This is a genomic window from Acidovorax sp. NCPPB 3576, assembly GCF_028473605.1.
In the GTDB taxonomy this organism is placed as follows: domain Bacteria; phylum Pseudomonadota; class Gammaproteobacteria; order Burkholderiales; family Burkholderiaceae_C; genus Paracidovorax.
On the sequence record NZ_CP097267.1, the window covers coordinates 4,652,907 to 4,673,344 of the forward strand.

Below are 20,438 nucleotides of genomic sequence, written 5' to 3' on the forward strand. Positions count from 1 at the left end.
GTTACTCCTCAATGCCACGTTTAAGCGACGTAGCAAAGCACTTCGCCGCCGACACCGGTAGCGCGCGCTTTGCGATCGGTCATCACGCCCTTGGGTGTCGTGACAATTGCCACACCCAGACCGTTCATGACTTGCGGGATGGAATCACGGCCTTTGTACACACGCAGGCCAGGACGGCTCACGCGCTCGATACGCTCGATCACCGGACGACCGGCGTAGTACTTCAGTGCGATTTCAAGTTCGGACTTGCCGGCTTCGGTCTTGACCTGGAAGCCGTCGATATAACCCTCGTCCTTCAGCACTTGTGCGATGGCGATCTTCACTTTGGAAGACGGCACCAGCACGGTTGCCTTGGACACCATTTGCGCGTTGCGAATGCGGGTCAGCAAGTCAGCGATGGGATCACTCATGCTCATGTTGTATCTCTCCTGCCTGCTTACCAGCTGGCCTTGGTGACACCAGGGATGTCGCCGGCAAAAGCCAGTTCACGGATCTTTGCGCGAGCCAGACCGAATTGGCGGAACGTGCCGCGTGGGCGACCGGTGATTTCGCAACGGTTGCGTTGGCGCGTGGGATTGGCATTGCGTGGGAGCTTTTGCAAACCCAGACGGGCTGCTTCACGCTCTTCATCGCTGCGCTTCATGTCGCTGGCAACTGCCTTCAATTCCGCATACTTTGCTGCGTACTTGGCGGCCAATTTTTCGCGCTTCAGTTCGCGCTGGATCAAAGCTACTTTAGCCATACGCTGCCTCAGTTCTTGAACGGGAAACGGAAACCAGCGAGAAGCGCCTTCGCTTCTTCATCGCTTGTTGCCGTCGTGGTGATGCTGATGTTGAGACCGCGCAAGGCATCCACCTTGTCGTACTCGATTTCAGGGAAAATGATCTGTTCCTTGACACCGATGTTGTAGTTGCCACGGCCATCGAAAGCCCGGCCAGAGATACCGCGGAAGTCACGGACGCGGGGCAGGGCCACGGTCACGAAACGGTCCAGGAATTCGTACATCTGAACGCCACGCAGGGTGACCATGCAGCCGATGGCCTGGCCTTCGCGGATCTTGAAACCGGCGATGGCTTTCTTGGCCTTGGTCACCACAGGCTTCTGACCAGCGATCTTGGTCAGATCGGCGACGGCATTGTCCATCACCTTCTTGTCCGACACGGCTTCGCTCACACCCATGTTCAGGGTGATCTTCGTCAGCCGAGGGACTTGCATCGGAGAGGTGTAACCGAACTGCTTGGCGAGTTCGGGGGCGATTTTTTCGCGGTAGTGTTGTTGCAGTCGTGCCATGTTGACTCCTTAGGCCGCCTTGATTTCAGCGCCGCTGGACTTGAACACGCGAACGCGCGCACCATCAGCCTGCACCTTGATACCTACACGATCAGCCTTGCCGGTAGCCGCATTGAAGATGGCCACGTTGGACTGATGGATCGGCATGGCCTTTTCCACGATGCCGCCAGTCGTACCCTTCATGGGGTTCGGCTTGACGTGCTTCTTGACCAGGTTGATGCCGTCGATGACCAGATAGGAGTCATCCTTGCGCAGCGACACCGTGCCACGCTTACCCTTGTCGCGCCCGGTGAGCACAACGATTTCGTCGCCCTTGCGAATCTTGTTCATGGCGCGTCCTCAGAGAACTTCAGGAGCCAGAGACACGATCTTCATGAACTTCTCGGTACGCAGTTCACGCGTCACGGGCCCGAAGATGCGGGTGCCGATAGGCTCCAGCTTTGCATTGAGCAACACTGCTGCGTTGCCATCGAATTTGACGAGCGAGCCGTCGCCACGACGAATACCCTTCGCCGTACGAACCACCACTGCGCTGTACACCTCGCCTTTTTTGACGCGGCCACGCGGAGCGGCTTCTTTGATGCTCACCTTGATGATGTCGCCAACACTGGCGTAACGACGCCTGGAACCACCCAGCACCTTGATGCACAGGACGGACTTCGCGCCGGTGTTGTCGGCAACGTCTAACCGAGATTCTGTTTGGATCATTTCAATATTCCCAACTTGCACCGGCAGGATTGACAGCCCCAGAGAACGCCTCAAGGGCCGAAGATCAGCCAGTCAGTCTTGGGCCCGTCGTCCATGCCGCAAACCATTTGCAGCATTTCCCGCTGGGCAGAAACCTCGCGCTTTAAACGCGAAGCCTTCGATTTTGTCAAAAAAAGAAAAGGGCGTCAAGCACTTCAAAGCGGCACATTCAAATACTGCGCAGCCAGCGCCTGAAACGTACTCAGTTGAGGGTCGATGTCTAGTTCCTCCCGCAGGATTGCGGCCACGCGCGGCGCCAGGCGGGCAGCCTGAGCGGCATCGAGAAAAAGCATCCGGCTGCGGCGGGCCAGCACATCTTCCACCGTGCGGGCGTATTCATAGCGCGCGGCGAATCGCACCATTGCCTCGGTCAGCCCCTCTGCCAGCACGGCGCCCGCCCCTGACAAGGCTGCGATGAAGGGCGCTTCGCTGCCATAGGAGTGAAGGCCCTGGGGTGCGCTGATGCGGTGCTCGACCGCCTTCTGAGGAGCGCCAACCAAGGGAAGCATGCGCGTCACGCCGCTGGCGCGCCCCTCCAGCAGTCCCGCAGTGAAGCATTTTTGCAACACATCCTCCGCCATGGCGCGGTAGGTGGTCCATTTCCCGCCGGTCACGGTGACCAGTCCGCTGGCACTCGCGATCACCGTGTGTTCGCGGCTGATGCTCTTCGTGTTGTCGCCATCGTCGTCCTGCGGCTTGACCAGGGGACGCAGCCCAACCCAGATGCTGCGCACATCCGAAGGCGCTGGCGCACGCGTCAGATACCGTGCGGATTCGCTGAGGATGAAAGCCACTTCTTCTTTGAACGGCAAGGGCTCGCGTGCCAAGTCCTGGCGCGGACTGTCGGTCGTCCCGAGGATGACCTTGCCCAGCCACGGCACGGCAAAGAGCACCCGGCCATCGGCGGTCTTGGGAACCATGAGTGCATGGTCGGAAGGCAGAAACTCGCGGTCCACCACGATGTGCACGCCCTGGCTGGGCGCCACGATGGGCTTGGCAGGACGGCCGAGTGCCGCAGCGTCCTGCTGGCGGAACGCATCCACCCACACGCCGGTGGCGTTGACTACGCACTTTGCCCGGATGGTGTATGTCGTGCCGGTTTCGCGGTCCTCGCAGATCAAACCCGAAACCTTGCCGCCTTCGTGCACCAGTTCGTTCGCGGAACAGTAATTGACCAGCAACGCCCCCCGCTGCGCTGCCGTACGGGCCAGCGCGAGCGCCAGGCGGGCATCGTCGAACTGGCCGTCCCAGTATTTGACCCCGCCCTTGAGCCCCTCCTTGCGGGCGGTGGGCAGCAGCCGCAAGGTGCTTTCCCGGCCCAGAAACTCGGTGGCGCCCAAGCCGGCTTTGCCCGCGAGAATGTCATAGGCCTTCAAACCCACGCCGTAGAACGGCGTTTCCCAATAGCGGTACGACGGCATCACGAAAGGCAGCGGCTGGGCCAAATGCGGCGCGTTGTTCAGCAGCGTGGTGCGCTCGTGCAGCGCTTCTCGCACGAGGGAGATGTTGCCTTGCGCCAGATAGCGCACCCCCCCATGCACCAGCTTGGTGGCCCGCGAGGACGTGCCCTTGGCAAAGTCGTGCGACTCCACCAGGACCACGCTGAAGCCCCTCGCGGCAGCGTCCAGCGCCACGCCCAGGCCCGTCGCGCCCCCGCCAATCACCGCCAGGTCGTAAAGGCGAGGCTCGGCCAGCCGCGCCATCAGTTCGGAGCGCTTGGTGTACAGGGGGGTGGTCACGGTATTCATGGGGTCGATTGTCCATGCGTCTCGGAAAAACCAAGGGTTAACCCTTGATTCACCGCAAAAAACAAATCCGCCCAAGCCCTTGCAGACAAGGACGAGGGCGGGAGGTGGGCAAACCAGGCCGGCGGTGCGTGGGCGCCGGCCCATCCTGCCGGGTCAGCGCACCTTGCCGTCCTTCCAGGCCTGCAGCAGGCGGTCATAGGCAATGGTTTCGCCCTTGGGCTTTTCGTTGGCCAGCTTGGCCCACGGAGCGGCCTTGTCGCTCAGCCACTTGGCAGGATCGCCCTTGGGATTGAGCTTGGGTGCGCAGTGGGCCATGCCGGCGCGCTCCAGGCGTGCCATGACCTGGTCCATCTCGTCGGCCAGCGTGTCCATCGCGCCCTGCGGGGTCTTCTCGCCCGTGACGGCCTGGGCCACGTTCTTCCACCACAGCTGCGCGAGCTTGGGGTAGTCGGGCACGTTGGTGCCAGTGGGAGACCAGGCCACGCGCGCCGGGCTGCGGTAGAACTCCACCAGGCCACCGAGCTTGGGCGCCATGTCGGTCATGGCCTTGGACTGGATGTCGCTCTCGCGGATGGGCGTCAAGCCCACGATGGTCTTCTTGAGCGAGACGGTCTTGGCGGTCACGAACTGGGCGTAGAGCCAGGCGGCGGCCGTCTTGTTGGCGTCATGGCCGCTGAAGAACGACCACGATCCCACGTCCTGGTAGCCGTTCTGCATGCCGGGCTTCCAGTACGGACCGTTGGGGCCGGGGGCCATGCGCCACTTGGGCGTGCCGTCGGCATTCACCACGGGCAGGCCGGGCTTGACCATGTCGGCCGTGAAGGCGGTGTACCAGAAGATCTGCTGGGCGATCTGGCCTTGCGCAGGCACGGGGCCGGATTCGCCGAAGGTCATGCCCATGGCTTCCTTGGGCGCGTACTTCTTCATCCAGTCCACGTACTTGGTGAGCGCATAGACAGCCGCGGGCGAGTTGGTCGCGCCGCCCCGGGACACCGAGGCGCCCACGGGCGTGCACTTGTCCGCCGCCACGCGAATGCCCCATTCGTCGATCGGCAGGCCGTTGGGCGTGCCGATGTCGGCTGCGCCCGCCATGGACAGCCACGCGTCGGTGAAGCGCCAGCCGAGCGAAGGGTCCTTCTTGCCGTAGTCCATGTGGCCGTAGATGGCCTTGCCGTCGATGGTCTTCACGTCGTTGCTGAAGAATTCGGCGATGTCTTCGTAGGCGCTCCAGTTGAGCGGCACGCCCAGGTCGTAGCCGTACTTGGCCTTGAACTTGTCCTTCAGGTCCTTGCGCTCGAACAGGTCGGCGCGGAACCAGTACAGGTTGGCGAACTGCTGGTCGGGCAGCTGGTAGAGCTTGCCGTCCGGCGCGGTGGTGAACTTGGTGCCGATGAAGTCCTTCAGATCCAGCCCGGGGTTGGTGAACTCCTTGCCGGCGCCCGACATGTAGTCGGTCAGGTTCATCATCTTGCCGTAGCGGTAGTGCGTGCCGATCAGGTCGGAGTCGCTGATCCAGCCGTCATAGATCGACTTGCCCGACTGCATCGAAGTCTGCAGCTTCTCGACCACGTCGCCTTCCTGGATCAGGTCGTGCTTGACCTTGATGCCGGTGATCTCCTCGAAGGCCTTGGCCAGCGTCTTGGACTCGTACTCGTGCGTGGTCAGGGTTTCCGACACCACCGAGATTTCCTTCACGCCCTTGGCCTGCAGCTTCTTGGCCGCGTCGATGAACCATTTCATCTCGGCCAGTTGCTGGTCCTTGGCCAGGGTGGACGGCTGGAATTCGCTGTCCACCCACTTCTTGGCCTCTGCCTCGCCCGCCATGGCGGTGTTGCCGGCCAGGACCGCGACGGCCAACGCCAGCGCCGAATACTGCATCTTCATAGTGCTTGTCTCCTGATAGTCAGTTGAATCGACTCCCCTTTGCATTCCAGCGGCCGCCGGGTCCGGGGGATGGGTCGGACCGGCGGCAGAGAAAACCCCAGGCAGCCGCGCCGTCAGCCCTTGCGCAGGATCAGCGCCAGCAACGCCATCGACAGCACGAAGCTGATCCAGATCGACGGCTCGGCCGACAGCGAGAACCATTGCATCAAATGCCCGCTGATGCCCACGAACGCCAGGTTCACGTAGGCGGCGGCCAGCAGCCCGATGAAGAGGCGGTCGCCGCGCGTCGTCGCCAGCGGCAGCCAGCCACGCCGGAGCGTGGTGGGTGACTTGATTTCCCACACCGTCATGCCGGCCAGCATGAGCACGATGCACAGGAAGAAAACGGCCACCGGCGTGGTCCAGGCCATCCACTCAAACATGGTTACCCCCCTGAGCGCCTGCGGCGCTTCCCCCCAGGGGGACGCAGCTGGTGGCCGGGCAAAGCCCGTTCCACGGCTGCCGCTCCCCTTGGACGCATCGCGCGCTCTGCTGTGAAAGTGTGTGATTCATGCTGGTGCTCCCTTTCACACGTCAAACCCGACCCATCGCGAAACCCTTCGCGATGTAGTGCCGCACGAACCAGATGACGATGGCGCCCGGCACGATGGTGAGCACGCCGGCCGCGGCCAGGGTCGCCCAGTCCATGCCGGAAGCGCTCACGGTGCGCGTCATCGTCGCCACGATGGGCTTGGCGTTCACGCTGGTGAGCGTGCGCGCCAGCAGCAGCTCGACCCAGCTGAACATGAAGCAAAAGAACGCTGCCACACCCACGCCGGCCTTGATGAGCGGCAGGAAGATGGTCAGGAAAAAGCGCGGGAAGCTGTAGCCGTCGATGTACGCCGTCTCGTCGATCTCGCGCGGGATGCCGGTCATGAAGCCTTCCAGGATCCACACCGCCAGCGGCACGTTGAACAGCAGGTGGGCCAGTGCCACGGCGATGTGCGTGTCCATCAGCCCCACGGTCGTGTAGAGCTGGAAGAACGGCAGCAGGAACACCGCCGGCGGCGTCATGCGGTTGGTCAACAGCCAGAAGAACACGTGCTTGTCGCCCAGGAACTGGTAGCGCGAGAACGCATAGGCCGCCGGCAGCGCCACGGTGAGCGAGATCACCGTGTTGATGGCCACGTAGATCAGGCTGTTGATGTAGCCGGAGTACCAGGACTCGTCGGTGAAGATGGTCTTGTAGTTGTCCCAGGTGAAATGCTGGGGAAAGAACGAGAACGTGGAGAGGATCTCCGCGTTCGTCTTGAAGCTCATGTTGACCATCCAGTAGATGGGCAGCAGCGCGAAGACGATGTAGGCCGCAAGGAAGAGGCTCCGCTTGCGAAAGCGCTTTTCATTCATGGCCGGCTCCGGTCTGTGCGTCGGTGCCCACGCGCTGCATCCAGTTGTAGAGGATGAAGCACAGCAGCAGGATGATGAGGAAGTAGATCAGCGAGAACGCCGCTGCCGGGCCCAGGTCGAACTGGCCCACGGCCTTCTGCGTGAGGTACTGGCTGAGGAAGGTGGTGGCATTGCCCGGCCCGCCGCCGGTGAGCACGAAGGGCTCGGTGTAGATCATGAAGCTGTCCATGAAGCGCAGCAGCACCGCGATCATCAGCACGCCGCGCATCTTGGGCAGCTGGATGTAGCGGAACACGGCGAACTTGCTCGCGCCGTCGATGCGCGCGGCCTGGTAGTAGGCGTCGGGGATCGAGCGCAGCCCGGCGAAGCACAGCAGCGCCACCAGCGGCGTCCAGTGCCACACGTCCATCACCAGCACGGTGAGCCACGCCTGCGTGGCGTTGCCGGTGTAGCTGTAGTCGATGCCGATGTACTGCAGCGCGGCGCCCAGCAAACCGATGTCGGCGCGGCCATAGATCTGCCAGATGGTGCCCACCACGTTCCACGGGATCAGCAGCGACAGCGCCACCGTCACCAGCACGGCGGAGGACTTCCAGCCCTGCGCGGGCATGGACAGTGCCAGGCAGATGCCCAGCGGAATCTCCACCGCCAGCACGGCGAGCGAGAACGTGATCTGGCGCCACAGCGCCGCATGCAGCTCTTCATCGCGCATCACGGCGGCGAACCATTCGGTGCCGACGAACACGCGCCGCTCGGGCGAGATGATGTCCTGCACCGAGTAGTTCACCACGGTCATCAGCGGCAGGATGGCCGAGAAGGCCACGCACAGGATGACGGGCAGGATCAGGAACCAGGCCTTCTGGTTCACCGGTTTGGTCGTGGTGCTCATGCCAGCAGTTCCTCGTTTTGGTAGAAGCAGGTGTGGCGCCCCAGCACCTGCAGCCAGACGGTGTCGCCCGCCGAAGGCACGGGCCCGCCCGTGCCCAGGCGGGCCTTGAGCGTGTACTCGCCCACGCGGGCCGTGAGCAGGAAGTAGGTGCCGATGTCCTGCACCTTCTCCACCGTGCAGGGCAGCGCGCCGGGCTGTCCGGCCGTGGCGATGGCCAGGTATTCGGGGCGCACGCCCACCTGCAGCGCGCCGGCCGGCAGGGCCTTGCCCGCGGGCCGCGCCAGGCGGTGGCCCGCGACGACGATGGCGTCCGCCTCGCCCTGCGCGGGCAGGAAGTTCATGCCCGGCGAGCCGATGAAGTGGCCCACGAACACGTGCTGCGGCCGCTCGAACAGCGCATCGGCCGCGCCCACCTGCACGGCGCGCCCGCGCGTCATCACCACCACCTCTTCGGCGAAGGTCAGCGCCTCCACCTGGTCGTGGGTCACGTAGATCAGGGTCAGCTTGAGCTCGTGGTGGATCTGCTTGAGCTTGCGGCGCAGCTGCCACTTGAGGTGCGGATCGATCACCGTGAGCGGCTCGTCGAAGAGCACGGCCGCCACGTCCGAGCGCACCAGGCCGCGCCCGAGCGAGATCTTCTGCTTGGCATCGGCCGCCAGGCCCGAGGCGCGCTGATCGAGCTGCCCGCTCATGTCCAGCATCTCGGCGATCTGGCCGACGCGCTGGCGGATCTGGGCCTCGGGCACCTTGCGGTTCTTGAGCGGAAAGGCGAGGTTCTCGGCCACCGTCATGGTGTCGTAGATCACCGGGAACTGAAACACCTGGGCGATGTTGCGCTCCTGCGGGCTCGCGTGGGTGACGTCCTTGCCGTCGAACAGCACGCGCCCCTGCGAGGGCACGAGCAGGCCCGACATGATGTTGAGCATGGTCGTCTTGCCGCACCCCGAGGGGCCGAGCAAGGCGTAGGCGCCGCCGTCGCGGAACTCCATCGACAGCGGCAGCAGCGCGTAGTCGCTGTCCTGCTGCGGGTTGGGCTTGTAGGCGTGCGCCAGATCCAGATTGATGCGCGCCATCTCAGCGCCCTCCCCGGCGCGCGGGCGCCAGCAGCAAGGCGCCGTCGGCGCCGAAGACATAGGCCTCGCCCGGTGCCAGGTGCAGCGTGATGGCCGCGCCCAGGTCGAAGTAGTGCACACCCGTGACCTGCGCCACGAGTTCGCCCCAGGGCGTGTGCGCATGCACGAAGGTGTCGGAGCCCGAGATTTCGGCCAGCTCCACCGTGCCGGCCACCGACACGTCGCCGGGGCGCGGCTGCAGGCGCAGGGCGCTCGCCCGCACGCCTACCGTCAGGCCCGTCGCGGCGCTGCCCGCAGGCAGCTCCTGCGGCAATGCCAGCAGGCCACCGCCGGCCATGCGCACGCCGCCCGCGGCCGCATCGGCGGCGATCAGGTTCATCGGCGGGTCGCTGAAGGCGCGGGCCACGCGCAGCGAGCTCGGGGCATGGAAGACCTCGGCCGTGGGGCCGTACTGCAGCAGTTCGCCCTCGTGCAGCACGGCGGTGTAGCCGCCCAGCAGCAGGGCCTCGCCCGGCTCGGTGGTGGCATAGACCACGGTGGAGTCGCCGGCTGCGAACAGCTGCGTCAATTCGTCTCGCAGCTCTTCGCGCAGCTTGTAGTCGAGGTTGACCAGGGGCTCGTCCAGCAGCATCAGCGGCGCGCCCTTGGCCAGGGCCCGGGCCAGCGCCACGCGCTGCTGCTGCCCGCCCGACAGCTCGGCCGGATAGCGGTTCAGGAACATGTCGATGTGCAGCCGCTCGGCCAGCGCGCGCACGCGCTCGGCGATGCCCTTGTCGCCCCGCAGCTTGAGCGGCGAGGCGATGTTGTCGGCCACCGTCATGGAGGGGTAGTTGATGAACTGCTGGTACACCATGGCCACGTTGCGCTCGCGCACGGGCACGCCGGTCACATCCACGCCATCCACCCGAACCGTGCCTTCGGTCGGCTTGTCCAGCCCCGCCATGATGCGCATCAGGCTGGTCTTGCCCGCCTGCGTGGCGCCCAGCAGAACGGTCACCGCGCCGCTTTGCAGCGCCATGTCCATGCCATGCAGCCAGTTCTGGGCCCCTACCCGCTTGTTGATGCTCTCAAGTGCCAGCTGCATGCAGCTACCCCATTTCTGCGACCCGAACCGCAGCGCAGAGCGCGCACGGCCAAGTCTTCGTTGTTCGATTGCGATCATTTTTGTTGTTTTGTGATCGTTTTGAATCAAGGTTTACCCTTGATTGATTCGTTTTTGTTCGCTTGGCGCCAGTGGCGCGCCCAGCCCCACCGTCAGCGCGCCGTGCAACGAAAGACGTCTGCAGCGAGGGCGATTGCCAAAAAACAGCGTCTCCAGCGCACTCCGTCCTCTGGAGGTTCCGGGTTTTCCCCTGTGTCGCAAACGCCCTGCTCGGTATTCACACCCTTTACCGCTTGAAACATTGCCCCTAGTCTCGGGCTTCATTCACGAGCGTCGGCGGCGTCGGCGGCGCTCCCGTCCAATTTCGTATCTGGGAGATGTCATGAACAAAATGCGTGTGCTGTCGGTGGCTGTTCTTACCTGTCTATCGTCGGTCGCCATGGCACAAAGCACGTCGGGCATGGCGGGCAGCAGCAGCCTCAACATGTACGGCATCGTGGACCTGGGCGTCAGCCATGTGACCGGCGGCCCCGGCGGCAACCAGACCCGGCTGATCAGCGGCAACATGGAAGGCTCGCGCCTGGGCTTCAAGGGCAACGAAGACCTGGGCGGTGGCTACCGCGCGATCTTCACCATGGAAGCGCGGATCGAGGCCGATACCGGCGACACCAGCAACCGTCCCGTGTCCCTGGGCCAGTTGCCCGACCGGCTGAGCACGGCCACCTCGCTGGGCCTGCCAGCGGCCCTGCAGCCCGCGGTGACCGCCGTGGCCAATCAGATCGGCTCCAACATCGGCGTCAACCTGAACAAAACCTTCTTCGACCGCCAGATATTCAGCGGTCTGGTGACCCCGTTCGGCGCCTTCACGTTCGGCCGCCAGTACACGCCCGGCTACCTGGCCACCGGCAACTTCGATGTGATGAAGACCGAGTCCAGCCTGTCCCTGGGACAACTGGTGGCGATCCCTAACTCGTTCGACATCCGGGTCAGCAACTCGATCCAGTACGCCCTGCAAAAGGACGGCCTCACCGCCACCGCCATGTACGCCGCCGGCGAGGTGGCGGGCAAGCCGAGCGCGCGGCGCCTGCTTGGCATCATGGCGATCTACAAGGGCGACGGCTATTCGTTCGGCGGCGGCTACAACACCCGCAACAACGAACTGGGCGAAAAGTCGCTCACCACCGGCATCCTGGGTGCCACGCTGGACATCGGCCCGGGCACGCTGTCCGGCCAGTACGCCGTCATCAAGGACGACCACCCGAGCGACCTGTCCACCATCGCCGCGAGCCTGTCGGCCAACCCGGCCACGGCGCCGGTGGCGGGCCTGGTGCAGAACGCGTTCATCCAGGGCTTCAAGCAGGACGCCCGCCTGTTCCAGGTCGGCTACCGCATCACCAGCGGCGTGCACACGGTGACCGTGGCCTACAACAACATGAACGACAAGCGCCCGTTCAATGCCGACCGCTACTCCTACGGCGCGGCCTACACCTACGCGCTGTCCAAGCGCACCGACGTGAGCGCCGTGCTGACGCACCTGGAAAACAAGAACACTTCGCAGGACTTTCTGGGTGGCAACGGTTTCATCGGAGGCGTGGCGGCCTCCCCAGGCAAGGACGTGAACAGCATCGCCGTGTCGATTCGCCACCGGTTCTGACGCGCTCCGCAGTCTTCCAAAAGAAGCCTTTGGCCGCCGAGACAAATCCCCCGCAAGGGGGATTTTTTTCGTCCGGGGCCACCGAAAACCTTGCGGGGCACCGACCGCGGCACCCTCCGCCTCAGCGTTCGATCCGGATCGGGATTGTTGCTTCTTGATCGTTTCCCATCAAGGTTTACCCTTGATCCGTTCGTTTTGGTTCGCTTTAAAGTCAGGCCAGCCCTTTTTGCATGCACTGCGCTTTCACTTCGCTTCGTTGCCAGACCCCCACGTGAACACCAACCCCCGCCAACTGCGCCTGCTCGAAGAAGTCCGCTCCCGCCAGTCCGCCACCGTGGAGCAACTGGCCGATACCTTGGGCGTGACGCTGCAGACCGTGCGGCGCGACGTGCAGCGGCTGGCCGAACTGGGGCTGGTGCGGCGGTTCCACGGCGGCGTGCGGGTGCCGACCTCCACCGTCGAGAACCTCGGGCACACGCAGCGCGAAACCCTGCATGCCGACGGCAAGGCCCGCATCGCGCGCGCCGTGGCAGCCCAGGTGCCCAACGACTGCTCGCTGATCCTCAACATCGGCACCACCACCGAAGCCATCGCCCGTGCGCTCATGCACCACCGGGGCCTGCGCGTCATCACCAACAACCTGAACGTGGCCGCCATCCTGAGCGGCAAGCCCGACTTCGAAGTCATCGTGGCCGGCGGCGTGGTGCGCTCGCGCGACCGCGGCATCGTGGGCGAAGCCGCGGTGGATTTCATCCGCCAGTTCCGGGTGGACATCGCGCTCATCGGCATCTCCGGCATCGAATCGGACGGCACGCTGCGCGACTTCGATTACCGCGAGGTGAAGGTGGCGCAAACCATCATCGCCCAGGCCCGCGAGGTCTGGCTGGCCGCAGACCACAGCAAGTTCAGCCGCGCGGCGATGGTGCAGGCCGCCACGCTGGCGCAGATCGGCCGGCTGTTCACCGATGCGCCGCCGCCCGAGCCCTTTCCCGCGCTGCTGCGCGATGCCGGTGTGGACTGCACCGTCGCCGGATGAGGCCCCCACGGCCCCGCGGCACCCCGCCGGCCCTTTCCCTACAGAACACACCATGACCTATTTGCTCGCCCTCGACCAAGGCACCTCCAGTTCCCGCAGCATCGTGTTCGACGAGCGCGGCCACATCGTCGCGCAGGCACAGCTGGAGCTGCCGCAGATCTACCCGCAACCCGGCTGGGTGGAGCACGACCCGCGCGAGATCTGGCGCACCCAGCTGACCACCGCGCGGCAGGCCCTGGCCCAGGCGAATCTGAAGGCCAGCGACGTGCGCGCGCTGGGCATCACCAACCAGCGCGAGACCACGGTGCTATGGAACCGGCGCACCGGCGAGCCGGTGCACCACGCCATCGTCTGGCAGGACCGCCGGGCCGAGCCGCTGTGCGCCGAGTTGCGCGAGCGCGGCCTGGCCGACACCATCCAGGCCAAGACCGGCCTGCTGATCGACGCGTATTTCTCGGGCACCAAGCTGCGCTGGCTGCTGGACCACGTGCCCGGCGCGCGCGCCCAGGCCGAGCGCGGCGAACTGGCCTTCGGCACCGTGGACAGCTGGCTCATCTGGCAGCTCACGCAAGGCCAAGTGCACGTGACCGACGTGAGCAACGCCGCGCGCACCATGCTCTTCAATGTGCGCACCAACCAGTGGGACGACGAACTGCTGGAGCTGCTGCAGATCCCGCGCGCCCTCATGCCCGAGGTGCGACCCTCCAGCGCCCACTTCGGCGACACCCACCCCGAGCTGCTGGGCAGCGCCCTGCCCATCGGCGGCGTGGCCGGCGACCAGCAGAGCGCGCTGTTCGGCCAGGCCTGCTTCAAGGCCGGCATGGCCAAGAACACCTACGGCACCGGCTGCTTCATGCTGATGCACACGGGGCAGAAGTTCCAGACCTCCACCAACGGGCTGCTGACCACCAGCGCGGCCCAGATCGGCACCGCGCCGCCCGGCGCGGCCTCGCTCAGCCTGGCCGGCAGCACGCCCGAGTTCGCGATGGAAGGCAGCGTGTTCGTCGGCGGCGCCGTGGTGCAGTGGCTGCGCGACGGCTTGCGGGCCATCTCCGCCAGCAACGAGGTGCAGTCGCTCGCCGAAAGCGTGCCCGATTCGGGCGGCGTGATGATGGTGCCGGCCTTCACCGGCCTGGGCGCGCCCTACTGGAAGCCCGACGCACGCGGCACCATCACCGGCCTCACGCGCGGCACCACGCTCGCCCACATCGCGCGGGCGGCGCTGGAGAGCATCGCCTACCAGAGCGCCGCGCTGCTGCAGGCCATGAGCCGCGACGCCGTGGCCGCCGGCGGCGCGCCGGTGAGCGAGCTGCGCGTGGACGGCGGCGCCTGCGTGAACGACCTGCTCATGCAGTTCCAGGCCGACCTGCTGGGCATTCCCGTCGTGCGGCCCGCGGTGATCGAGACCACGGCGCTGGGCGCGGCCTACCTGGCCGGCCTGTCGAGCGGCGTGTACCGCAGCACCGACGAGCTGTCGGACCTGTGGCGCGCCGAGCGCCGCTTCATGCCCACGCTGGGCGCCCCCCGCGCCCGCGAACTCATGGCGCGCTGGGAGCACGCCGTGCGGCAGGCCTCGCTCGACTGAAAAGAAGGGAGCCCCGGCGTTCCCCGCGGCGCAGGCGCTAACATCCTGCGCTTCGCCTCCACCAGCCCACCGCCGCCATGAACGCCACGCCCGCCGCGACCGATTCGACCCCTTCCGCCATCGCCTTCATCGGCGGGGGCAACATGGCCAGCGCCATCATCGGCGGGCTGATCCGCCAGGGCGTGCCGGCCGCGCAGATCGAAGTGGTCGAGCCCTGGGCCGAAGCCCGCGCCGCCCTGCTCTCGCAGCACGGCATCACGGCGCACGAAGCGGCCGGCCCCGCGCTGGCCCGGGCCGGCACCGTGGTGTGGGCCGTCAAGCCCCAGACCTTCCAGGAAGCCGCCCAGCAGGCGCGCGCCCACACCGGCAGCGCCGTGCACCTGAGCGTGGCGGCCGGCATCCGCTCGGACAGCATCGCCCGGTGGCTGGGCAGCGAACGCATCGTGCGCGCCATGCCCAACACCCCGGCGCTGATCGCCCGCGGCATGACGGCCCTTTACGCCCGCCCCCAGGTGACCGCCGCCGAGCGCGCGGCCATCGAGCGGATCATCGCGACGACGGGGGAATTCCTGTGGGTGGACGACGAACCGCAGCTCGATGCCGTCACCGCCCTGTCGGGCTCGGGCCCGGCCTATGTGTTCCGCTTCCTGGAGGCCATGACCGAGGCCGGCGCCGCCATGGGCCTGACCCGCGCCCAGGCCCACCAGCTGGCCGTGGCCACCTTCGCCGGCGCCTCCGAACTGGCCCGCCGCTCCGACGAGCCGCCCGAGGTGCTGCGCCAGCGCGTCACCTCCAAGGGCGGCACCACCTACGCCGCCCTGCAGTCGATGGAGCAGGACGAAGTGCCCCAGCGCTTCATGCGCGCCATGGAGGCCGCGCGTGAGCGGGCGCGCGAACTGGGCGACGAGTTCGGCGCCTGATCGCCAGCGCGGGCGGGCGCCCCGCCGGCTTCAAGCCAAAACGCCCTCCAGCACAATAAGTACTAGGGCATATCGCTACAAAAACAATAGCAACTTACCGCAGCGCGTAACCCACGGCGATGCCGGCGAACAGCGTGAACCCGATCCAGTGGTTCTCGCGGAAGGCCCGAAAGCAACCCTCGCGCGTGCGGTGGCGGATCAGCGCGAAGTGCCACGCCACCTGGGCCAGCACCGCGCCGATCGCGAGGTGGAACGCCGCGCCCAGCCCCAACGGCGCCAGCGAAACGCCCCAGAAAGCCACCAGCAGCAGGTAGAACGCCAGGATGGCCGCGACGTCGAAGCGGCCCAGCGTGATGGCCGAGGTCTTCATGCCGATCTTCAGGTCGTCGTCGCGGTCCACCATGGCGTATTCGGTGTCGTAGGCCAGCACCCAGAACAGATTGCCCAGCACCAGCCACAGCGCCAGCCACGGCACCTCGCCGCGCACGGCGGTGAACGCCATCGGAATGCCCATGCTGAACGCCACGCCCAGCACCGCCTGCGGCATCGAGAAGAACCGCTTGGTGAACGGGTACAGCACCGTCACCGCCAGCGCCGGCACCGACCAGGCGATGGTGATGGCATTGGTGGTGAGCACCAGCGCGAAGGCGACCAGCGCCAGCACCGCCCCCACAGCCAGCGCCTCGCGCGGGGAGACGGCGCCGCTGGTCACCGGCCGCTGCGCCGTGCGCTTGACGTGTCGGTCGAACCGGCGGTCGGCCACGTCGTTCACGCAGCAGCCCGCGCTGCGCATCAGGATGGTGCCCAGCGTGAACACGGCCAGCAGGTGCCAGCCGGGGAATCCGCCCGCCGCGACCCACAGCGCCGACAGCGTGGGCCACAGCAGCAGCAGCCAGCCGGCCGGGCGGCTCCAGCGGATCAGGTCAAGGTAGAGCGACAGGCGCGACGGCGTGGGGGCGGAAAGCGGCATGGCGCGGAAAAAGGAAAGGAAAGAAAGAGAGAGAAAGAGAGGGGACCCGGGAAACGAAAACGCCCGCACGGGTGGGCGGGCGCTGGCTGGGCAGGGCCGTGCAAGGCCCGGCCGGCTCACTCCTCCAGGAGCGAGCGCAGCATCCAGGCGGTCTGCTCATGCACCGCCAGGCGCTGGGTCAGCAGATCGGCCGTGGGTTCGTCGCTGGCCTTGTCGGCCACCGGGAACAGTTCGCGCGCCGTGCGGGCGACGGCCTCGTGGCCTTCGACCAGGATGCGCACCATCTCCAGAGCGTGGGGCGGCTCGGTGGGCGCGTCGGGCAGCGAGGTGAGCTTGCCGAACTGCGCGTAAGAGCCCGGCGCCGCATGGCCCAGCGAGCGGATGCGCTCGGCCACCGGGTCCACCGCGTTCCACAGCTCGGTGTACTGCCCCATGAACATGGTGTGCAGCGTGTTGAACATCGGGCCCGTCACGTTCCAGTGGAAGTTGTGGGTGGTGAGGTACAGCGTGTAGGTGTCGGCCAGCAGGCGCGACAGGCCTTGCGCGATGGCCGCACGGTCCTTGTCGCTGATGCCGATGTTGATGCGCGGTGCGCCGCTGGCGCTGGCGCGGGCGATAGGGGTCTTGGGTGTTTTTGCCATGGAGAACTCCTTCGGGTGCTGAACTGAACGATGCGTTGCGTTGCCATCTTGCCGGCCCGGGCGGGCCTCCGCCGCTGAGGGGGAGGCGTGGCGCCCGGGCGCCTGAAACACTTTAGCGCATGCAGGGCGGCCAGCGGCCGCCCGGGGTCACTGCATCTGCGGCAGGTTGCCGATGCGCACCAGCATCTCGGTGAACATCTGCATGTCGGCGTCGAGGTCGGTCACTTCCTTGAATTCCTTCGCGTTGTGGGCCGTGTACTTCTTGCCCGGCATCGCGGGGCCGAAGTTGATCGCGTTGGGCATCAGCTTGGCCGTGGTGCTGCCGGCCGTGGGCACGGGCTTGGCCTCCAGGCCGGTGGTGTCGCCGAAGGTGTTGAGCAACGTGGACAGCCAGGCGCCCTGAGGGTCGCGCGCCATCCACTCGCCCTGGCTGTGGTCCACCTCGACCGCCACGCCGGCCTGCGTGCCCCACGCCTGGATGCGCGCCGTGGTGGCCTTCGTCAGCACGTCCGCCGTGCTGCCGCGCGGCATGCGCACGTTCACCAGCACATCGACCTTGCCGTCCTTCTCGCGCACCAGGTTGGGCGACATGGTGAGCGGTCCCATGAAGTCGTCGCTGTACGCCAGGCCCATCGTGCGGCCCAGGTAGTCGGTGCCGTACAGATCAGCGATGTAGCGCACCGCGCCGGCATAGCCGTTGGCCGCCAGCGGCACGCCGGACTCCTGCAGGAACAGCGCCAGGCGCGGCAGCGGGTTCACGCCCTCTTCGGGACGCGAGCCGTGGGCCGACGTTCCCGTGACCTTGACCGTGAGCGCAGCGCCGTCCTGAACGATGTCGATGGCGAAGGGGCCGCCCTGGCCAGTGTATTTGGCGATGAACGCCTCGCGGGCCGCGCCCAGGCGCTGCGCCGTGGCGGCCAGGTCGCCACCTTGCAGGCGTGCGGTGGCCGTCTGCGGCACGGCGTTGGCCGAGGCGGCGCCCGTCATCGCAGCGATGGTGACTGCGCCGGCCGGCGCGGTGGCGGTGGGCGCCAGCGCGAACGACGCACGCAGCGCGCCGGAGCCCTTTTCGGCCACCACGGCGGGGTACTTGCTGTCCAGCACGATGTTGTACTCGGGCAGCGCGGTCTTGGCGCGGTAGTACTTCATCGCGTCGCCGCCCGTCTCTTCGGTCGTCTCGACCATCAGGCGGATCGTGCGGGCCATCGGCAGGCCGCTGTCCTTGACCGCCTTCATCGCGTACAGCACGGCGGCGATGGAGCCCTTGTCGTCGATGGAGCCCCGGCCATACAGGTTGCCGCCCACGCGTGTGAGCTTGAACGGGTCCAGGCGCGTGCCGTCGTCCAGCACCCATTCGTCGGCCACCACGGGCACCACGTCGGCATGCGTGAGGATGCCGAATTCTTCTGTGCCCGTGCCGGGCAGCTTCACTTCGAAAATGCGGTTGTCCACGTTGCGGTACTGCAGGCCGAAATCCCTGGCCATGCCTTCGACCAGCGTGCCGAAGGCGATGATCGCCTTGTCTTCGTGCGGCGGCACCTTGTCGGCGCGCACCGTGGGAATCGCCACCATCTTCGCGGTCGTGTCGATCACCGCCGTGTGGTGGTGCAGGCGGTTGTACAGGCCCAGCAGGCGGCTGATGTTCACCAGATCGTCGCCCGCCAGCGTGGCCTTGGATTCATACGCCTTCACGCTGGGCGCCAGCGCAGGATAGGTGCGCACCGCGCGTTCGAGGAACGCGCTGAAATCGCCGCTGGGCGCGCCCGTCTCGGCGACCACCAGGCGGTCCAGATCGGGTTTCTTGAGCGTGCCCGCCAGCGGCGCGGTATCGGCGGGCGCCGTCACGCTGGAGCAGGCCGAAAGGCCCAGGGCCAGCCCGGCCGCCATCAAAAGCTTCTTCATGGAATGTTGTCCTTGGATTGTGGAAAAGCGCAGCGCCGCTCGCAGGCGGCATGTGGCGCAGCCTGCGGGCGGGACGGGTGGAGGATGACCACCGGCCGCGCGCGGGGCGAGTTTAGCCCTGCCCCGAGGCGTTTGGATGAAGGCTGCACGGCAGTCAGCGCCGACCGCGCTGCCACCATGTCCCGAAGACGTGCCGAGGAAGCCCCGGAGAAGGAGCCCGCGCCTCAGGACAGGCGCGTCACGCCCGGCAGTTCGCAGGCATAGATCGCATTGCGCAGCGCAGCGATCGCCTCGTAGCGGGTGAAGCTGCGGCGCCAGGCCAGCACCACGCGGCGCATCGGTGGCGGGCTGCCGTCGTCTTCCTGGATGGGCAGGTAGCGGATGTGCGTGTCGTCGCTCTTCCTGCGGCGCGAACCCGTGTGCAGCGCATCGCGCGGCACCGACAGGCGCGGCACCAGCGTCACGCCCATGCCGGCCGACACCATGTGCTTGATCGTCTCCAGCGATGAGCCCTCGAACGTGCGCCGGATGCCCTCGGCATTGCTCGCAAAGCGCGCGAACTCGGGGCACACCTCCAGCACATGGTCGCGAAAGCAGTGGCCCGCGCCCAACAGCAGCATCGTCTCGCTCTTGAGCTGCGCGGCGGAGATGGATTTCTGTTCGGCCAGCGGGTGGCTGCTGGGCACGGCCGCCATGAAGGGCTCGTCATACAGCTGCGCCATCGCCAGGCCCGTGTCGGGAAACGGCTCGGCCATGATCGCGCAATCGATCTCGCCGGTGCGCAGCATCTCCAGCAGCTTGACCGTGAAGTTCTCCTGCAGCATGAGCGGCATCTGCGGCGTGCGCGCGATGGCATGGCGCACCAGCTCGGGCAGCAGGTAGGGCCCGATGGTGTAGATCACCCCCAGCGTGAGCGCCCCGGCCAGCGGGTCCTTGCCGCGCTTGGCGATTTCCTTGATGGCGGCGGCCTGCTCCAGCACGCTCTGCGCCTGGCGCACGATCTCGTCGCCCAGCGAGGTGACCGACACCTCGCCCGCGCTGCGCTCGAAGAGTTTGACCTCCAGCTCGTCTTCCAGCTTCTTGATGGCCACCGACAGCGTGGGCTGCGATACGTAGCAAGCATCGGCCGCCCGGCCAAAGTGCTTCTCCCGGGCCACAGCGACGATGTATTTGAGTTCCGTGAGGGTCATTGTTGGATGCGGATTGGCGAACGCGACATTGTGCGCTGAGATGAAACCCCTGTCGGTCGGCAGTTCGCGAGCAACGCGGTGGGGGGGAAGGAACTTTACCCAGGCTTCACATTGGGTGGCGGGGCGGGCCAGGGGCTGGCGAAAGGTGCATTGCATGCCCGGCAAACGCTAGTGGCTGAGGCATGCGCGTTGCGCGCTAATGGGGCTTGCCAGCCATCTTCGCCGCGATTTTCCTTATGGCCGAATAGGCTTCATGCCCTAGAAAATCATGGTCATGACGCTATTAAAAATATAGCACATCGAATGTGTTTGTTCCGAACTCTGGCGAGGGCAAGTCGTCGGCCCAGGGGGATGGATTCCGTCCGCATTGGACGGCTGAGAAATTAACGCCTTGCCGCCATGCATCGCTCTGAACACTGCT

General features: G+C 66.2%; 20 protein-coding genes. 4 read left to right on the top strand and 16 right to left on the bottom strand.

Annotated elements, in window-relative coordinates; translation table 11 throughout:
• Positions 1-20: 20 nt before the first annotated feature.
• The 12 genes from rpsH to M5C98_RS21255 form a co-directional block, all read right to left on the bottom strand.
• A complete protein-coding gene (gene rpsH, locus M5C98_RS21200; protein WP_005793636.1) occupies positions 21-416 on the bottom strand; it encodes a 30S ribosomal protein S8 in 396 nt (131 codons plus the stop codon).
• A 20-nt stretch (positions 417-436) separates the two neighbouring features.
• The gene (gene rpsN / locus M5C98_RS21205; RefSeq protein ID WP_272549410.1) at positions 437-742 is read right to left on the bottom strand and encodes a 30S ribosomal protein S14; all 306 of its coding nucleotides are present in this window, start codon (positions 740-742) and stop codon (positions 437-439) included.
• An 8-nt stretch (positions 743-750) separates the two neighbouring features.
• On the bottom strand, positions 751-1,290 hold the full coding sequence (rplE, locus tag M5C98_RS21210; protein ID WP_272549411.1) for a 50S ribosomal protein L5: 540 nt from the start codon (positions 1,288-1,290) through the stop codon (positions 751-753).
• Between the two features lie 9 nt (positions 1,291-1,299).
• Positions 1,300-1,620, bottom strand: coding sequence for a 50S ribosomal protein L24 (gene rplX / locus M5C98_RS21215; RefSeq protein ID WP_272549412.1), 321 nt, complete (start codon positions 1,618-1,620; stop codon positions 1,300-1,302).
• A 9-nt stretch (positions 1,621-1,629) separates the two neighbouring features.
• Entirely contained in the window at positions 1,630-1,998 is a 369-nt protein-coding gene (gene rplN, locus M5C98_RS21220; RefSeq protein ID WP_272549413.1) for a 50S ribosomal protein L14, read from the bottom strand.
• A gap of 194 nt (positions 1,999-2,192) precedes the next feature.
• Entirely contained in the window at positions 2,193-3,785 is a 1,593-nt protein-coding gene (locus M5C98_RS21225) for a glycerol-3-phosphate dehydrogenase/oxidase (protein ID WP_272549414.1), read from the bottom strand.
• A 153-nt stretch (positions 3,786-3,938) separates the two neighbouring features.
• Positions 3,939-5,669: an ABC transporter substrate-binding protein gene (locus M5C98_RS21230; protein ID WP_272549415.1), complete on the bottom strand. Its 1,731-nt coding sequence runs from the start codon at positions 5,667-5,669 to the stop codon at positions 3,939-3,941.
• Positions 5,670-5,782: 113 nt separating this feature from the next.
• Positions 5,783-6,091: a DUF2160 domain-containing protein gene (locus tag M5C98_RS21235; protein WP_272549417.1), complete on the bottom strand. Its 309-nt coding sequence runs from the start codon at positions 6,089-6,091 to the stop codon at positions 5,783-5,785.
• A gap of 151 nt (positions 6,092-6,242) precedes the next feature.
• Entirely contained in the window at positions 6,243-7,055 is an 813-nt protein-coding gene (locus tag M5C98_RS21240; protein WP_272549418.1) for a carbohydrate ABC transporter permease, read from the bottom strand.
• Positions 7,048-7,944, bottom strand: a complete 897-nt coding sequence (locus M5C98_RS21245; protein WP_272549419.1) for a carbohydrate ABC transporter permease — start codon at positions 7,942-7,944, stop codon at positions 7,048-7,050. The genes M5C98_RS21240 and M5C98_RS21245 overlap by 8 nt, the downstream gene beginning before the upstream one ends.
• The gene (locus tag M5C98_RS21250) at positions 7,941-9,017 is read right to left on the bottom strand and encodes an ABC transporter ATP-binding protein (RefSeq protein ID WP_272549420.1); all 1,077 of its coding nucleotides are present in this window, start codon (positions 9,015-9,017) and stop codon (positions 7,941-7,943) included. The genes M5C98_RS21245 and M5C98_RS21250 overlap by 4 nt, the downstream gene beginning before the upstream one ends.
• Before the next feature lies 1 nt (position 9,018).
• Complete coding sequence (locus tag M5C98_RS21255) at positions 9,019-10,101, bottom strand: ABC transporter ATP-binding protein (RefSeq protein ID WP_272549421.1); 1,083 nt, start codon at positions 10,099-10,101, stop codon at positions 9,019-9,021.
• Positions 10,102-10,501: 400 nt separating this feature from the next.
• On the opposite strand from M5C98_RS21255, the gene M5C98_RS21260 reads away from it, so the two are divergent.
• The 4 genes from M5C98_RS21260 (at position 10,502) to proC (ending at position 15,314) form a co-directional block, all read left to right on the top strand.
• Positions 10,502-11,773 (top strand): porin, encoded by a 1,272-nt coding sequence (locus M5C98_RS21260; protein ID WP_272549423.1) that lies wholly within the window; start codon positions 10,502-10,504, stop codon positions 11,771-11,773.
• Positions 11,774-12,044: 271 nt separating this feature from the next.
• A complete protein-coding gene (locus M5C98_RS21265; protein WP_272549424.1) occupies positions 12,045-12,809 on the top strand; it encodes a DeoR/GlpR family DNA-binding transcription regulator in 765 nt (254 codons plus the stop codon).
• A 52-nt stretch (positions 12,810-12,861) separates the two neighbouring features.
• A complete protein-coding gene (gene glpK, locus M5C98_RS21270) occupies positions 12,862-14,394 on the top strand; it encodes a glycerol kinase GlpK (RefSeq protein WP_272549425.1) in 1,533 nt (510 codons plus the stop codon).
• A gap of 77 nt (positions 14,395-14,471) precedes the next feature.
• Positions 14,472-15,314 (top strand): pyrroline-5-carboxylate reductase, encoded by an 843-nt coding sequence (gene proC, locus M5C98_RS21275; RefSeq protein ID WP_272549426.1) that lies wholly within the window; start codon positions 14,472-14,474, stop codon positions 15,312-15,314.
• A 94-nt stretch (positions 15,315-15,408) separates the two neighbouring features.
• Here the strand turns inward: proC and ubiA are convergent, their stop codons facing one another.
• The 4 genes from ubiA to M5C98_RS21295 form a co-directional block, all read right to left on the bottom strand.
• On the bottom strand, positions 15,409-16,284 hold the full coding sequence (gene ubiA / locus M5C98_RS21280) for a 4-hydroxybenzoate octaprenyltransferase (RefSeq protein ID WP_272549427.1): 876 nt from the start codon (positions 16,282-16,284) through the stop codon (positions 15,409-15,411).
• 116 nt (positions 16,285-16,400) lie between these two features.
• Complete coding sequence (locus M5C98_RS21285; RefSeq protein WP_272549428.1) at positions 16,401-16,925, bottom strand: Dps family protein; 525 nt, start codon at positions 16,923-16,925, stop codon at positions 16,401-16,403.
• Positions 16,926-17,072: 147 nt separating this feature from the next.
• Positions 17,073-18,827 carry a dipeptidase gene (locus M5C98_RS21290; protein WP_272549429.1) on the bottom strand — a complete coding sequence of 585 codons (1,755 nt, stop codon included), beginning with the start codon at positions 18,825-18,827 and terminating at the stop codon, positions 17,073-17,075.
• 224 nt (positions 18,828-19,051) lie between these two features.
• Positions 19,052-20,017 carry a LysR substrate-binding domain-containing protein gene (locus M5C98_RS21295; RefSeq protein ID WP_272549430.1) on the bottom strand — a complete coding sequence of 322 codons (966 nt, stop codon included), beginning with the start codon at positions 20,015-20,017 and terminating at the stop codon, positions 19,052-19,054.
• Between the last annotated feature and the right edge of the window lie 421 nt (positions 20,018-20,438).

Bases quoted from the DNA above. Each gene is read 5' to 3' on its own strand.
- M5C98_RS21225 (WP_272549414.1), bottom strand. From the start codon at position 3,785: ATGAATACCGTGACCACCCCCCTGTACACCAAGCGCTCCGAACTGATG.
- rplN (WP_272549413.1), bottom strand. From the start codon at position 1,998: ATGATCCAAACAGAATCTCGGTTAGACGTTGCCGACAACACCGGCGCG.
- M5C98_RS21260 (WP_272549423.1), top strand. From the start codon at position 10,502: ATGAACAAAATGCGTGTGCTGTCGGTGGCTGTTCTTACCTGTCTATCG.
- glpK (WP_272549425.1), top strand. From the start codon at position 12,862: ATGACCTATTTGCTCGCCCTCGACCAAGGCACCTCCAGTTCCCGCAGC.
- rpsN (WP_272549410.1), bottom strand. From the start codon at position 742: ATGGCTAAAGTAGCTTTGATCCAGCGCGAACTGAAGCGCGAAAAATTG.
- M5C98_RS21245 (WP_272549419.1), bottom strand. From the start codon at position 7,944: ATGAGCACCACGACCAAACCGGTGAACCAGAAGGCCTGGTTCCTGATC.
- M5C98_RS21250 (WP_272549420.1), bottom strand. From the start codon at position 9,017: ATGGCGCGCATCAATCTGGATCTGGCGCACGCCTACAAGCCCAACCCG.
- rplE (WP_272549411.1), bottom strand. From the start codon at position 1,290: ATGGCACGACTGCAACAACACTACCGCGAAAAAATCGCCCCCGAACTC.
- proC (WP_272549426.1), top strand. From the start codon at position 14,472: ATGAACGCCACGCCCGCCGCGACCGATTCGACCCCTTCCGCCATCGCC.
- M5C98_RS21285 (WP_272549428.1), bottom strand. From the start codon at position 16,925: ATGGCAAAAACACCCAAGACCCCTATCGCCCGCGCCAGCGCCAGCGGC.
- M5C98_RS21255 (WP_272549421.1), bottom strand. From the start codon at position 10,101: ATGCAGCTGGCACTTGAGAGCATCAACAAGCGGGTAGGGGCCCAGAAC.
- M5C98_RS21295 (WP_272549430.1), bottom strand. From the start codon at position 20,017: ATGACCCTCACGGAACTCAAATACATCGTCGCTGTGGCCCGGGAGAAG.
- M5C98_RS21235 (WP_272549417.1), bottom strand. From the start codon at position 6,091: ATGTTTGAGTGGATGGCCTGGACCACGCCGGTGGCCGTTTTCTTCCTG.
- M5C98_RS21230 (WP_272549415.1), bottom strand. From the start codon at position 5,669: ATGAAGATGCAGTATTCGGCGCTGGCGTTGGCCGTCGCGGTCCTGGCC.
- M5C98_RS21290 (WP_272549429.1), bottom strand. From the start codon at position 18,827: ATGAAGAAGCTTTTGATGGCGGCCGGGCTGGCCCTGGGCCTTTCGGCC.
- M5C98_RS21240 (WP_272549418.1), bottom strand. From the start codon at position 7,055: ATGAATGAAAAGCGCTTTCGCAAGCGGAGCCTCTTCCTTGCGGCCTAC.
- rpsH (WP_005793636.1), bottom strand. From the start codon at position 416: ATGAGCATGAGTGATCCCATCGCTGACTTGCTGACCCGCATTCGCAAC.
- rplX (WP_272549412.1), bottom strand. From the start codon at position 1,620: ATGAACAAGATTCGCAAGGGCGACGAAATCGTTGTGCTCACCGGGCGC.
- ubiA (WP_272549427.1), bottom strand. From the start codon at position 16,284: ATGCCGCTTTCCGCCCCCACGCCGTCGCGCCTGTCGCTCTACCTTGAC.